This is a genomic window from Faecalibacillus sp. MSK20_93 (assembly GCF_020589945.1).
Classification (GTDB): Bacteria; Bacillota_I; Bacilli_A; order Erysipelotrichales; family Coprobacillaceae; genus Faecalibacillus; species Faecalibacillus intestinalis.
In genome coordinates, this window is the sequence record NZ_JAJDKA010000032.1 from 17636 (window position 1) to 32653 (window position 15018).

General features: G+C 29.5%; 14 protein-coding genes. 1 reads left to right on the forward strand and 13 read right to left on the reverse strand.

What is annotated here, in order from left to right; translation table 11 throughout:
• Positions 1-2 precede the first annotated feature (2 nt).
• The 10 genes from murG to LJD34_RS10075 form a co-directional block, all read right to left on the reverse strand.
• A complete protein-coding gene (gene murG / locus LJD34_RS10030) occupies positions 3-1079 on the reverse strand; it encodes an undecaprenyldiphospho-muramoylpentapeptide beta-N-acetylglucosaminyltransferase (RefSeq protein ID WP_032090661.1) in 1077 nt (358 codons plus the stop codon).
• A gap of 124 nt (positions 1080-1203) precedes the next feature.
• On the reverse strand, positions 1204-2511 hold the full coding sequence (locus LJD34_RS10035; RefSeq protein ID WP_227359791.1) for a histidine kinase dimerization/phospho-acceptor domain-containing protein: 1308 nt from the start codon (positions 2509-2511) through the stop codon (positions 1204-1206).
• A complete protein-coding gene (locus LJD34_RS10040; protein ID WP_022001805.1) occupies positions 2511-3164 on the reverse strand; it encodes a response regulator transcription factor in 654 nt (217 codons plus the stop codon). The genes LJD34_RS10035 and LJD34_RS10040 overlap by 1 nt, the downstream gene beginning before the upstream one ends.
• 94 nt (positions 3165-3258) lie before the next feature.
• Positions 3259-4611: a phosphoglucosamine mutase gene (gene glmM, locus LJD34_RS10045; protein ID WP_032090663.1), complete on the reverse strand. Its 1353-nt coding sequence runs from the start codon at positions 4609-4611 to the stop codon at positions 3259-3261.
• A gap of 12 nt (positions 4612-4623) precedes the next feature.
• Positions 4624-6024 (reverse strand): YbbR-like domain-containing protein, encoded by a 1401-nt coding sequence (locus LJD34_RS10050; RefSeq protein ID WP_227359792.1) that lies wholly within the window; start codon positions 6022-6024, stop codon positions 4624-4626.
• Positions 6017-6829, reverse strand: a complete 813-nt coding sequence (gene cdaA, locus LJD34_RS10055) for a diadenylate cyclase CdaA (RefSeq protein WP_032090665.1) — start codon at positions 6827-6829, stop codon at positions 6017-6019. Before cdaA ends, LJD34_RS10050 begins: the two co-directional genes overlap by 8 nt.
• A 79-nt stretch (positions 6830-6908) precedes the next feature.
• Positions 6909-8321, reverse strand: a complete 1413-nt coding sequence (locus LJD34_RS10060) for an MFS transporter (protein ID WP_227359793.1) — start codon at positions 8319-8321, stop codon at positions 6909-6911.
• A complete protein-coding gene (locus LJD34_RS10065; protein ID WP_032090667.1) occupies positions 8305-8961 on the reverse strand; it encodes a YczE/YyaS/YitT family protein in 657 nt (218 codons plus the stop codon). The genes LJD34_RS10060 and LJD34_RS10065 overlap by 17 nt, the downstream gene beginning before the upstream one ends.
• Positions 8962-8963: 2 nt before the next feature.
• On the reverse strand, positions 8964-9620 hold the full coding sequence (locus LJD34_RS10070) for a cyclase family protein (RefSeq protein WP_081918962.1): 657 nt from the start codon (positions 9618-9620) through the stop codon (positions 8964-8966).
• Positions 9613-10794, reverse strand: a complete 1182-nt coding sequence (locus LJD34_RS10075; protein WP_227359794.1) for an iron-containing alcohol dehydrogenase — start codon at positions 10792-10794, stop codon at positions 9613-9615. Before LJD34_RS10075 ends, LJD34_RS10070 begins: the two co-directional genes overlap by 8 nt.
• A 106-nt stretch (positions 10795-10900) precedes the next feature.
• Here LJD34_RS10075 and LJD34_RS10080 point away from each other — a divergent pair, with 106 nt between their 5' ends.
• A complete protein-coding gene (locus tag LJD34_RS10080) occupies positions 10901-11734 on the forward strand; it encodes a MerR family transcriptional regulator (RefSeq protein ID WP_227359795.1) in 834 nt (277 codons plus the stop codon).
• Positions 11735-11742: 8 nt separating this feature from the next.
• On the opposite strand, the gene typA is transcribed toward LJD34_RS10080, so the two are convergent.
• The 3 genes from typA to LJD34_RS10095 form a co-directional block, all read right to left on the reverse strand.
• Positions 11743-13560, reverse strand: coding sequence for a translational GTPase TypA (typA, locus tag LJD34_RS10085; RefSeq protein ID WP_119363816.1), 1818 nt, complete (start codon positions 13558-13560; stop codon positions 11743-11745).
• Between the two features lie 105 nt (positions 13561-13665).
• Positions 13666-14460: a Cof-type HAD-IIB family hydrolase gene (locus LJD34_RS10090; RefSeq protein ID WP_032090671.1), complete on the reverse strand. Its 795-nt coding sequence runs from the start codon at positions 14458-14460 to the stop codon at positions 13666-13668.
• Between the two features lie 91 nt (positions 14461-14551).
• Complete coding sequence (locus LJD34_RS10095) at positions 14552-14857, reverse strand: hypothetical protein (protein ID WP_227359796.1); 306 nt, start codon at positions 14855-14857, stop codon at positions 14552-14554.
• Between the last annotated feature and the right edge of the window lie 161 nt (positions 14858-15018).

Genomic DNA, 15018 nt, shown 5'->3' on the forward strand with positions numbered 1-15018 from the left:
CATTAGTCTCCTAACATCGAAATAATTTCTTGATACATGTCTTCAACTGCATTTGGCTTTCCTAACTTTTTAGCGTTTTCTGTTAAAATTTGAAGTGCAGTTTGATCATTAATAACACTATCAATTGTAGAAATCAATTTTTCTCCTGTTAAATCTTTTTCAAGAATCATTTTAGCAGCATGATTATTTTCTAATTCACGTGCATTATATTCTTGATGATTTGCTGCTACATAAGGACTAGGAATCAAAATAGCTGGTACGCCTAAAGCTGTTAATTCGGCAAGGGTACTGGCTCCTGCACGCGAAACAATAAGATCTGTCGCATGCATTAAAGAAGGCATATCATCAACATAAGGGATGATTTTTACGTTTTCATTTTCATAATCTTTCATTGATTCATAATAAGGTTTTCCAGTAACATAAAGTACTTGATATTCTTTACCAACAAATTGATTCATCGATTCCTTCATCGTTTGATTAACTGTCTGTGATCCTAATGATCCCATAACAATCGTAACAACTTTTTTATTTCTATCTAAACCATATTTATCATAAATATCTTTAGGAACTTCATGGCTGACAACACTTGCACGAGGATTTCCAAGCAATAGTGTTTTTTCTTGAGGAAATTCTTCATACGCTTTTTGATAACAACAAATGATCTTATCTACTTTTTTTATAAGAATTTTATTTGTTAAACCAATAATCGAGTTTTGTTCATGAATCATCGTTTTAATTTTTAAACTTGCAGCAGCTTCTAAAGCTGAAGCACTTGGATATCCACCAAAACCAACAACAATATCAGGATTAAATTTTTTTATAACTTTTTTTGCTTTTCCAATAGATTTAATAAATAACAAAGCTGCATGAGCTTTCTTTAAAGGATTACCCGCTAATCCTTTAACATTTAAACCAACATAATCATATCCAAGTTGGGGAACAACTTGAGATTCCAAACGATCCTTTGTTCCAATAAATAAAAATTTTGAATTTGGATCTTGTTTTTTTATATATTCAACTAATGCAAGAGCAGGGTATAAATGTCCACCTGTTCCTCCAGCAGCAACAACAACTTTCATCTTTACTCACTCCTTAAAGTTTATTATACTCTTTTTCTCTATTTTTGAGAATTGATAACTCTAAAATAGTGCCACTCTTTATCAAAAAAAGCAACACTTTTTAAAAAAAAGATTAATCATTCGACTAATCTTTATTTTGAATAATAAAACTTACACCATCAACTCTATTAACAGCTTCAACTTTATATCCATACATTGTTACTGTTTTATAAACAATAGATAATCCTAAACCAAATTGTCCTTTATGACCTATTTCATAAGGTTGAAATAAAGATTCAGGATTTGAATTATCTATAGGTTCACCATCATTAAATATTTCTAAATATTGATCTTTTAAAATAATTTTAATTTCATGGTGTACATAACGAGCAGCATTTTCTATAATATTTTCAATACAAATACGCCAATAATCATCTTTTCCTTTAAAAGATGAATCTTGTAAATCTGTAATAATTTCTATTTGTGGATGCATAGCTGTTAATTGGAAAACAATATGTTCAATCAATTCTTTCATTGAACATGTTTCATCTCCAATTTGTCCACTTATGTAATCTAATCGATTTAAATATAGTAAACTTTTTACTTTCTTTTCTAACCGATCTGTATTTTCTAAAATAACATCCACTGATGAATCTTTATCTCCATAAGGATAAATATCATCCTTAATACTTTGAGCATATGTTTGAATTAAAGCAACGGGTGTTTTTAAATCATGAGAAATGTTATGAATCATTTCTTCTTTAATTTCATTTTGTCGATCTATCTCTTCTTTCATTTCTATTAATGAAGAAGATAAAACACCTATCTCATCTTCTCTTTGAATATGCAATTCACTTTCTTTATCATTTTTTATATCATCTATATAATTTTTAATAAGTTTTAATGGTTTTATTAAAGATGAAACCCAAATAAACAAAGCAAGTCCAATAATTAAAAAAGCAATATAAAAGATATCAATAACTTGATCCTTTAGATTATTAATCAATGTTTTAGAATAATCACTATAAACAAGTGAAATAATATAATTAGAATCATCCGCTTTTACAATTTGATAATATACTGTTTGGTCTTGCATTTTAACCTTTTCTTGTAATTTCTTTTTATTTTTCTTAACCATCTTATAAAGATCATTTTGAAAAACATAATCTAATATTTGATATTTCTTAGCAGAAATATTTTGCGCTGTTGTAAGCGTATCTTCATTAATGTTATAAGTAAAATGATAAATTTGTTTATCTGAACCTGCATAATCAGGAGAAAAATCATATGAGTAAAAATCATTTTGTGAGCGTGTCAAAACATCGTACATTTCATTATCAATAACATGTGTTAAGTTGTTATCAATAATAGGCAATAGAATTGCTAAAACACCTATCGCAATAATTGAAAAAATAATAACAAGTTGTTTTTGTAAAGAATATTTCGTAAGCATTAATCTAAACGATATCCAAATCCATAAATCGTACGAATATTAATTTCTGGCATTTTTTTACGCAATCTTCGAAGTGTATCATCAACGACACGATCACTACCAAAATAATTTTCGTCCCATACTTTTGATAAAACTTGTTCTCTTGAAATAGCTAATCCTTTGTTATTTAAAAAGTAAACAAGTAGATCATATTCTTTTGTTGTTAAAATGATTTCATTATTGTTATAGAAGACTCTTCTTTTTTCTAAATCAATATCATAACCATCTATTTGTATCTTAGATGGATTATCATAAGCACGTTTTAATAAATTATTAATTCTTAAAATAACTTCTTTAATATTAAATGGTTTTGTAATATAGTCATCTGAGCCTTTTTCTAAACCAATAATACGATCAAATTCTTGATCTCTAGCTGACATAAATATAATTGGCATTTTAGGCTTACTTGCCTTTATTTCATTAAACAATTCAAAACCACTTGCCTTATCTAACATAATATCTATAAGCCATAGATGTACATCATCATCTTTATGAAGTAAAGCTTCATCATACGTATAAAATGAGCAAACACTATAGCCTTCTTTTTCTAAATAAGTTCTTACCAAATCATTTAGATTTTTTTCATCATCTATAATATTAATTTTAAATAACATCTTCTTCACCTCATTTGTATCCTATTCTATTATGACCTATTATAGTTAAAATATTGCCATAATATATGGCAATATTTTGTGATAATATGTGATTTTATCTTTCAATAACAAATCCGCGTTCTTTCATTTTAGAAATGATATAATCTACAGATTGTAAACATTTTTCATTTGTATCCGCTTCAACCATAACACGTACAACCGGTTCAGTTCCTGATTCACGAACAAGAACACGTCCTTCATCACCTAACTTATCTTCAACTTCTTTAATGACTTTTTGTACTTCAACATCATTTTGAGCTTCTTTTTTATCTCTTACATATACATTTTTCATTAATTGAGGATAAATTGTTACAGGTTCAACTAATTGAGCTAATGTTTTTTTGCTTTCAATAACTGCTTCCATAATTTTTAAAGATGTTAAAATACCATCTCCTGTTGTGGCATGTTTAGAGAAAATGATATGTCCTGATTGTTCTCCACCAATACAATGACCATTTTTCACCATGTTTTCATTAACATATTTATCTCCAACAGCTGTTTTTTCATATTTAATACCTTCTTTATCTAACGCTTTATATAAACCTAAGTTAGACATAACTGTTGTAACAATTGTATCATTAGATAATTCACCATGTTCTTTTAAATATTTACCACAAACATAAAGAATTAAATCACCATCAATAACTCTTCCAAATTCATCAACGGCTAAACAACGATCAGCATCACCATCATAAGCAAAACCAATATCTAATCCTTTAGATTTTACTAGTTCTTGTAATGATTCAATATGTGTAGAACCACAATTTGTATTAATATTTAAACCATCTGGTTCACTATGAATCACATAAGTTTTTGCTCCTAAAGCATCGAAAACACTTTTAGCAAGATTAGAACTAGCACCATTAGCACAATCTAAACCAACACGAATATTTTTAAAAGCACGTGTAGGAATAGACATTAAATATCCTAAATATCTATTTCTACCTACTGAATAATCTGTTGCACATCCAATTTCATCTTTTGTAGCAAATGGAATTTCATCTACTTCACCATCAATGTATTGTTCAATTAAATTTTCAACCTTCGCATCCATTTTATGACCATTACAATCTAAAACTTTAATTCCATTATCATAATATGGATTATGTGAAGCAGAAATCATAATTCCACAATCAAAACCATCTGTTCTTGTAATATAAGCAACACTTGGTGTTGTTGTTACATGCATTAAAGAAACATCTGCACCACTTGCTGTAAGTCCAGCAACAAGTGCATATTCTAACATATAAGAACTTCTTCTTGTATCTTTCCCAATAACAACTTGAGCATGATCTTTATTTCTTCCAAAATACCACCCAATGTATCTTCCTACTTTATAAGCATGTTCAACTGTTAAATCTTTATTAGCTTCCCCACGAAAGCCATCTGTTCCGAAATATTTTCCCATTTTAAATCTCTCCTATTTCTTTATATTTACGCGAATCTGTTCATCGCTATCTAAACGATATGTTAAAGTTTCGTCACTTAATTCTACTTCTAATTTCACATTATGTCGACCCTTTTTTAACCCAACGACATCTACATAGACCTTAATGTCATCATTTGTAAGAGCATTAATACGATTACTTGTACCAATAACTGTTAAATTGCATGTATCGCTTGACATAGAAACATTGCTTTCTTTGCCATTTTTTATTTGAATTGGTATATCCGTAAATTGTCTTTGTTCAGAAGGAACAAGCGTAATTGTTCCATCCACTTTAGTAAATGACATCTTATTAACTCCTGAAACACTTAACAATTTTAAGTCTTTAAATGTACGACCTTCTTCCAAATCACTTACATCCACTTTAACTTTAATATTATTAATATCCTTTAATTTACTTTCATCACCATAAATCTTTACTTTATCTTTTGAAAAAGTCATTTGATCTATTGCATATCCATTAGCCACATTTCCTGTATATTCAGGTACAAGTGGAACTGTCTTACTATAATTAGACAATGAACAATCCACTTTAACAATTGAAGGAATAACACTTACATTTAAAGCTTTTCCACTTCGATCAAAAGCCTTTACTTTACATTCTTGAGTAAACGAATCTGTCACTCCCTTTAAATCAATAATTGCTTCAACAGAATAAACATTATCAATATTATCTTGTGAACCCCTTACTTCTACTTCACTATGTTCAATACTATCTACTGAAACAGAATGTTTATCCTTTAAGCTATCTTCATTTTTAAAACGATATCCTAAACTAAACGTTTTAGTTACCTTTTGTGAAACTGTTACCGTTACTGTTTGAGGAACAATGAGAACTTCTAAATCATTAGAGAAATTTCTTGATTTCAATTCTACTGTCTGTTCACCTTCCCCTATTCCCGAAAAATCAGCATATATTTCATAATTTTTCATCAATTTAGCATTATAAATATCAATAGAAGGACCAACTAAGCCTACACTTACAGTCTCTGGCATTCCAGCAACAACAAAATCATCTTGTAAATTTTCTATTTTCACAGGGACTTGTTGAATATAATCTCCTGAATTAGGTGTTGAAAATAAATTTTCAAAATTACCTCCATTAACTGTAAATAGTAAAATCGTTGCTAAAATAAATGATAATATTTTTAAAGATAATCCTGATTGTAACATTCTATCTAAAGTAGAATTAATAAAATTCATCACTTTAATAGCACCATTTACAAAAGCTCTTCCCCTTAAATCTATTTCATCATTAATAGATTGAGGAGTGATATGTTTTTCTTCTGTTTTTGGTTTTTCTTTTTCTTTTGAAATAAAATTTAAGAAAAAATCAGTTGTTGAATCACGATGTTCTTGATTATTTTTACTCATCTTCATCACCTTCTTCATCTTCTGATTTAAACCAACCTAGTTCATTAACTAAGCTTGCTCTTAATTCCTTTCTTGGAATTTTAATAAGTTCTCCTTTGATAGCAAAAGAAATCGTTCCTGTTTCTTCAGAAACTACAACTGTTAATGAATCAGTAATTTCACTTATTCCTAAAGCGGCACGATGTCTTGCCCCATAAATAGGTGAAAGATCCTTTTGAGTTGGTGGGAAAAAGGCAGCTGCACAAACAACACGGTCATCTTTAATAATAACTGCCCCATCATGTAAAGGTGTTCCTTCCCAAAAGATCGTATTAAATAATTCTGATTTAATATCGGCATTGATTTTAGTTCCTGTATTAATATAATCTATTAAAGATTGTCCTCTTTCAAAAGTAATCAAAGCCCCTGTTTGTGTTTCTGATAACTTTGTCACTGAATCAACAATTTCATCTAACAAATGTTCCTTTTGATCATTTGATAAACGTTCCATATGATAATCTCTTTTAGTTTGTCCCATTTTTTCAAGTAATGAACGAATTTCTGGTTGAAAGATTACAATTACCGCAATAATTCCCCAAGTCAAAACCGTATCTACTAAATAAGACATTGTTGAAAGTCCTAAAACACTTGTTACTAATTTAATTAACAAAATAATGAGAACCCCTTTAAATAACTGCATCGTTCTCATATTTTGTTTAAACATACTAATTCCTAAATATAAAATATACCACACTAATAATAAATCAATAATTGTACGAATAATGTTTAAAATTAATGATAGATTAACTTCTATACCTGCTATCATTTTATCCCCTACTTTCTTCAAACATATTATACTTGATGTTTTATATTTTATAAAGAAAAGATAGATTTTTATTCAAAATCTATCTTTTCATCTTTATTATTAACAAATCTTTAAATTCTTCAATATTAATTTCTTGACCTTGTTCTTTTTTCTTTAAAGCTTCTAAAACATCTTGATATCTTTTTTTCGTAAGTGGATTTGTCATCATACAAATAATAGATAAAAGTAAACATATACACGTCACACCTATAAATAAAAGAGCAATTCCATGTTGTGTTGCTAAACTTTGGGTTGCTAATTGACCATTATAACCAATTTTATCCATACAGTTTCCTAAGATACTTACCCCAATAGCTGCTGCTATTTTTTGTGAAACAGTAGCCATTGAATAAAAAATACCATCTTTTCTAACCTTATTTATCAAACAATCAACTTCTACGCAATCACTAATCATTGCATAAATCACTTGATATAAAGCATTAAGTCCAACTACTAAAATACTTGTCATGATAACAGGACCAATAGCTGATTTTGGTTTTAAGATAAATAGAGGAAATACAATCATACATACAAACCAAATCCCCATCGAAATACACCAAGCTTTAGCTTTAGAATATTTGATGGACCATTTATTAATAGGAAACACCCAAAACAAAGCAACAATCCACATAATAATATTGACCATCGACACTTGCATATTACTTAATTGTAAATTATAAGTAAGGTAATAAACTAATACGCCTAAAAATACAGCTTGTGCTAAAATAGCAAAAATAAATTCTGCTGTTAAATGTAAAAAAGCTTTATTTCTTAATGGTCCATTTAATAAATCTTTAAAAGTTACTTTTTCTTTAATGATGACTTCTTGATTTTCATAACCTTTAGAAACTTTCCAACCAATTAAAATACTGATTGTACAAATAAAACCAAAAATAGCAAAACAAACAGACCAAGCATTCTTTATACTTCCTACAAAAGGAGCTAAAAAAGAAGTATATGCCATGATACCACTTCCTAAAGCAACCCCTACGATAGCCCAAAATGTTCTAATAGTGGCTAATCGACTTCTTGTATCATAATCATTTGTAACTTCACCACTTAAAGATGTATAAGGCATATCTATTAATGTTTGAAATGTATAAAATAAAATGGCAACAACAATAAAATAAATCTTTTGTGTGGTTTCTACAAAATTCCATGACGTAAATAAAAGCCATGTAACAATTCCAAAAGGAATGGCAAAAGCAATTAAAAATGGTCTTCTTCGTCCTTTTTGAGGATCTCTTGCATCAGAAATCATTCCTACTAGAGGATCTGTAATGGCATCCCAAACAGTCCCAATAGTCATAATAAAACCTGCAAAACTTCCTGAAAGTCCTACAACATCTGTAAAGAAATATAAACCATAAGTCGTAAACATTGTAAATGTAAACAATATTGCAAGACCAGGTAAGCCATACAAATACATTTGTTTTTTAGTCATCTTTTTCATCTGTCATCCCAGCTATCTTATAAGTATAAGGTTTAAAATAAGGTAATAATTGATCAATAACTGGTCCATAAACAAAAACTGCAATCAGTGTTCCTATCCCCCAAGAAGCTCCCATAAAAACTCCCAAGGCAAATAAAATACAATAAGAAACTGATAAACCTATACCATAACTCTTATGTAATAAATCAGCCATTGCAAAAGCAAAAATATCACTTGATTGATATCCAAGACCAATAGGAATATAGTAGGCCAGAGTAAGGATAATGATTAAAGATCCAGCAATAATACAACCTACTTTTAAACCAAATGACATCGCATCTACAGGTGGTAATATTGGTGCTAAAAAATCTAACCAAACATTTTCAAATGGACCTATTAAAAAGCACCAAGCTAATGTTCCTAAATGTACTAAATCTCTTCTAATAATTAAAAATACAAAGAAAACAATTCCTTCAAAAACAAGTGCTGCTGTTCCTAATTGAACATGAAAAACATTAGATAGTCCTATTTCAAAAGTAGTAAGAGGATCGCTTCCCCATTCTGGTGAAACAAGCAAAGCGACCCCTAGAGCACAAAAGAAAATAGAAGGAATAATTGCAAGTAATCTACGTGTATATCCTAGAATAATCTTTTTATCCATCATTAATCCTCCCACTCAACAGCAATTGCTCTTACTGGTGAACCATCACAACCTACAACTTTCATTGGAATAGCAATAATATAAGGATTTTCAAAATCAATTCGATCAAAATAAGCCCAGTTTTCTCCAATCATTAAGCGTTTTTCAGAAAATAAATCATGAACTGGGAATTCTGTTCCACCTGTTTGATCAGCATTAATTGTATCAATTCCAATAAATCTAACACCTTGTTCTACTAAATAATGAGCAACTTCTCCATTAACATAAGGATGATGGAAAAATTCTTCTGTTCCTCTTTTTTTATACCAATTTGTATTAAATAAAACAATTTTACCAGGTGTAATTTGTTCTTTATAAGGTTCAATATCTTCCATTGTAATTGCTTCTTCAGCTTTTTTATCAGTGACTCTTACAACAATAGCATCTCCTAAAAAGAAATCTAACTCCATTTGATCAATTGTTGCTCCTTCATTAGAAAAATGATAAGGGGCATCTACATGTGAACCTGTTTGTGTTCCCATTACTAATGTTGATAAATTATAACCTTCATTTTCTAAAGTTGTTGCTACAGTAACTGATGGTTCAGGATCTCCTGGATAAATTGGTGTATCAGCTGTAAATTCCCATGATAAATCAACAATTTTTTTAATCTTATGCATTTTCTTTTTCTCCTTCATCTTTATAAGCTTTTTTTAATAATTCTAAGTAATCTTCTTTATGAATTTCTCTTGCATTATCATTTGATAAAACATTATCTGCTGATCTTTGAGCAATTGCATCAAACTTATCTTCAGTAATCCCTTTTATTTCTTTAATTTTAGGAATATTTAATCTTCTATTTAAATCTTTTACATATTGAACTGCACTATATGCATACTCTTGATCATTCATACCATTTCTTTCAATACCTAAAGCATCAGCAATATCTACAAATCTATCTAAACATGCAGGAATGTTGTATTCCATAATATATGGTAAAAATAAAGAATTAGCGACACCATGTGGTGTATCAAACCATGCACCAACTGTTTCAGCAAAGGCATGAACAGCACCAACATTAGAGCTAATAAATGACATACCTCCTATTGTACTTGCTATCATCATATTTCTTCTTGCTTCTTTATCATGACCATTTACATAAGCTTTTTCTAAATTTTGAGCAATTAATGAAATTCCTTTTAAAGCAAGCGCATCTGTAATTGGTTGATGAACTTTAACTGTGTAAGCTTCTATACAATGTGTTAAAGCATCCACTCCACAAGATGCTGTCAGTGATTGTGGTAAATCTAAAGTAATTGTTGGATCACAAATTGCAAGTGTTGGAATCATATGAATAGGATCCCCAACTGTCATTTTATACATTCTTGCTGTATCTGTAATGACTGCACACCATGTAACTTCACTTCCTGTTCCAGCAGTTGAAGGAATACAAATAAGTGGTAAAATTGAATGTTCTAATTCTACATCTCCCCATTCAACAGTCGTTTTTCCGTTTGTAACAATTGCAGCAACTGCTTTTGCTTGGTCCATTGCTGACCCTCCACCTAAAGCAATGATGGCATCTACCTTTTCTTCAATAGCAACTTTTGCCATTGCATCACAATCTTCTGCTCTTGGATTAGGTTTTACGTTTGTTTCTAATAAATATTCAATTCCTTCTTTTTCTAAACTTTCTTTTAATACTTGATAATGAGCTGATTTAGATAAAAAATCATCTGTAACAATCAACACTTTCTTAAATCCTAATGCTTTTACTTCATTCCCTGTTTCATTTAAAACACCATATCCTTCTACAATACGTGTTCCATGAAAAAAATTATTGACTTCTAACATATTTTCCTCCTGTTTCTTAACTCTACGTTTATTTTATGCTATATTGTAACTATACAATCAAGTGTTATTTGTGAATTTTTTAATTTAGGAAAGGATTAGCTAAAAAATGGATAATTTTTATGTTTCACCAACAGAATTTGCAAGTGTTTCAGGAGTGAGTCGTCAAACTTTAATTTTTTATGAAAAAAAAGGTATCTTTTTACCTGCATATAAAAACGAAAAAGGCTATAGATTTTATTTAATGTCTCAATTAGACATTATAGCTACTATACAGTCTCTTCAAAAGATAGGACTTTCTTTAGAAGAAATCAAAGATTATATTGAACATCGTAATGCTCAAAGTACGTATGAATTATTTTCTAATAAGATGAATACTTTAAAAGAGATTATTACTACCTATCATAAAATGATCAATATGATGGAAACAAAATGTCAACTTATTACCAAAGCTAATCAAATATTGACAGATATGGTATATATCGAATATCGAGATGAGATTAAAATTATTAAAAGTGATTATATTCCTTTTAATAGTAAAGAAATCAATCAGTATAAAATTTTAGGAGAACATATTAAATATAGAAAAAAACAAAACCATTCCTTAGGACATGCTATTAGTGGAATGGTTGAATGGAAAAAAATGTTAAAGTCAAAAAGAAAGAAAACATTTTATCAATATTATTACACAATTTTAGATAATCAACTAGAAGATGAAAATTATGATATTATACCTTCTGGTAACTATTTAGTTATTTATCATAAAGGAACTTATGAAACATCTTATCAATCCTATCATCTTTTTTTAGATTATGCTAAAAAAAATCATCTAGTATTAGATGATTTTGCTTATGATGAAAGTTTAATTGATGAACTTACTGAAGCAAATCCACAAAATTATATTACACAAATTAGTGTCAAATTTAAAAAAGAGCTCGAATGAGCTCTTTCTTATCCGTTATTTTTTCTATATTGTTGTCTTCTTTCGTTTTCAGTTAAATAGCGTTTTCTTAAACGAATATTATTTGGTGTTACTTCTACAAGTTCATCTTCATTAATATAATCTAAACAAGATTCTAGATTAAATTGACGAGGTCTTTTTAAAACAACTGTAGAATCTTTTGATGATGAACGTGTATTTGTCATTTGTTTACCTTTAGTAACATTAACAGTTAAATCATTATCTCTACTGTGTTCACCAACAATCATACCTTCATAAACATCCACACCAGGACCAACGAACATAACTCCACGATCTTCAACACTTCCAAGTGAATAAGCTGTAGTTTGTCCACTATCAATTGAAATTAAAACTCCTAAGTTTCTCTTACCAACTGTTTCACCTTCCATTGGACGGTAATCAATAAATGAGTGAGAGATAATTCCATATCCTTTTGTCATTGTTAAGAAGTTTGTCATAAATCCAAATAAACCTCTTGATGGAATTGTATAAACAACACGTGTTTGTCCATCACGAGAATCCATTGTTTCTAAGACACCTCGACGATATCCAAGTGATTCAATAACCGCTCCAATACAATCATCAGGTGCTTCAATAGTTACTTCTTCATATGGTTCACATAAAACACCATCGATTTCTTTCATGATTGCTTTAGGTTTAGAAACCTGTAATTCATAACCTTCACGTCTCATATTTTCAATTAAAATAGATAAGTGTAATTCTCCACGTCCAGAAACGATCCATTCTTCTCTATTTTGAATTCTTTCAATTTTTAATGAAACGTCTCTATTTGTTTCTTTAAATAATCTTTCTTCAATTTGTCTAGCAGTCACAAATTTACCATCTTGACCAGCAAATGGTGAAGTATTTGTTCCAAAAACCATTTGAATTGTTGGTTCATCAACATGTAATAATGGTAAGGCTTCTTCTTGACCAGTTGTACATACTGTTTCACCAACACCAATATCAGCAAGACCAGCAATAGCAACGATATCTCCTGCACTTGCTTCTTCAATTTCAATACGGTGTAATCCAATAAATCCATATAATTTTTGAATTCTAAATTGACTATGGCTTCCATCAGCTCTTACACAAGTGACTGATTCATTAACATGAATCTTACCTCTTTGAATACGTCCGATTCCAATACGTCCTACATAATCATTATAGTCTAATAAAGCTGGTTGGAATTGTAAAGGTCCATCAACATCTACTAATGGTTCAGGAATTTCTTTGATAATCATATCAAATAAACAATCCATATTTGGTACTTGTGTTGAAATATCAGGATCTAAACTTGATGTTCCTTGTAAAGCTGAAGTATAGATTGTTGGGAATTCTAATTGGTCATCATCTGCGCCCAATTCCATAAATAATTCTAAGACTTCATCCATAACTTCATCAATACGTGTTACAGGTCTATCTACTTTATTAATAACTACGATAGGTTTTACTTTAGCAGCTAAAGCTTTCTTTAAAACGAAACGTGTTTGTGGCATTGTTCCTTCATAAGCATCTACTACTAATAAAACACCATCTACCATGTTCATGATACGTTCTACTTCTCCACCAAAGTCAGCATGGCCTGGTGTATCCATGATATTGATTCGATAATCTTTATAATTAATTGCTGTATTTTTAGCAAGAATTGTAATTCCTCTTTCTCTTTCAAGGGCATTGCTATCCATCGCACGTTCACTAATTTGTTCACGGTCTTCTAATGTTCCAGATAGCTTTAATAATTGGTCTACTAATGTTGTTTTTCCATGGTCTACATGGGCAATAATCGCTATATTTCTAATATTCATACGCTACTCTCCCTTCGATAACTTCCTCATTATATCATAATAATTTGAATTGTCATTATTTATTTTTTATGTCAAGAATTATTTTTCAATGTAAGAGTTTACACTCTATAATTCATTCAATACTTCTTGTTTGATCACCTCTAAAACACCTTGATGATCATTACTTTTAGCAATGCCATAAGCAATATCTTTAATACGTGGAACAGCATTGGCCATAGCATAACTATATTTTACCGCTTTAAGTAAAGTATAATCATTCATTTGATCACCAAACGCCATACATTCTTCCGGTTTGATATTTAATTTTTTTTGTAATAACTTGATAGCTACCCCTTTATTAATATCTTCATTTTGAATATCGATCCATTCATTACCTGAAGTTGTTGCCTTAACACCTTTATCTAATCCTCTAGCAATATCATCAGCATAACGGATAATTTGATGACTAGGATCATAGATTGCTATTTTCATAATTTCGTCATCAATTTCATCATAACTTTCTACAAATTGATAATTACAATAATATGTACGAACAACTGATTCTAAATGTTTAAATTCACTTAAACAATACGCACTTTTTACACCACATAAAATCATATTCAATTCAGGATGTTTTTCTACCAATTGAATAACCGCTTGTACTTGTTCCTTTTTTAAAGTATTAGTTGAAATAAGTTTTGCTCCTTTAGCTATATAACTCCCATTTTCACCAATAAAATACATTTCATTAGAAATTGGTAAAAATTTTTGATATAAACGGAAATATTGATTTCCTGAAGCAATTACAAACTTAATTCCTTTTTTTCTAAGTTCAGCAAAAATATCAAAAAATTCCATTGAAAATCTTTTAGAAGAATCTAAAAAAGTTCCATCCATATCTGTTGCTATTAATTTAATCATTCACTTCTCCCCTTTTTCTTCAAAAATATATTAAAGAAATATAATTTATTTTTCAATATTAAAGCAAAAGAAAAGTACGATTTTTCGTACCTTACTTTCCTATTATTCTCTTTATTACTTCTAAATCTTCATTATTTAATAACATATCAAAGATTTCATCATATTGTTTTTCTGTGAGATTTTCTAACCAACTTATATCTTCATTTGGATATTTCATTTTATAGAACTTTATGACATGCGATTTCGATTTTTCTTTTTTTCCTTCAGCTCTTCCTTCAGCCTTTCCTTTAGCTTCTCCATCGACATAATGAGCTATCTTATCAAATTCAGCCTTTTCATAAACCCAGGCTTCTTCTCTTTCATTTAAATCATGCCAAAATTTATCATCTCTATCCATCATTTAACCTGGTATATTGTAATTGACCCATCTAAGTAGTCATCTACAATATATGTTCCTTTCTATCAATCTTATTTATCCGTGATTGATTACGGTTTGTGTATTCTGTAATATTGAAATATGTGAATGTGGATTTGTATTTTATTCCTTGTGGCTCGACT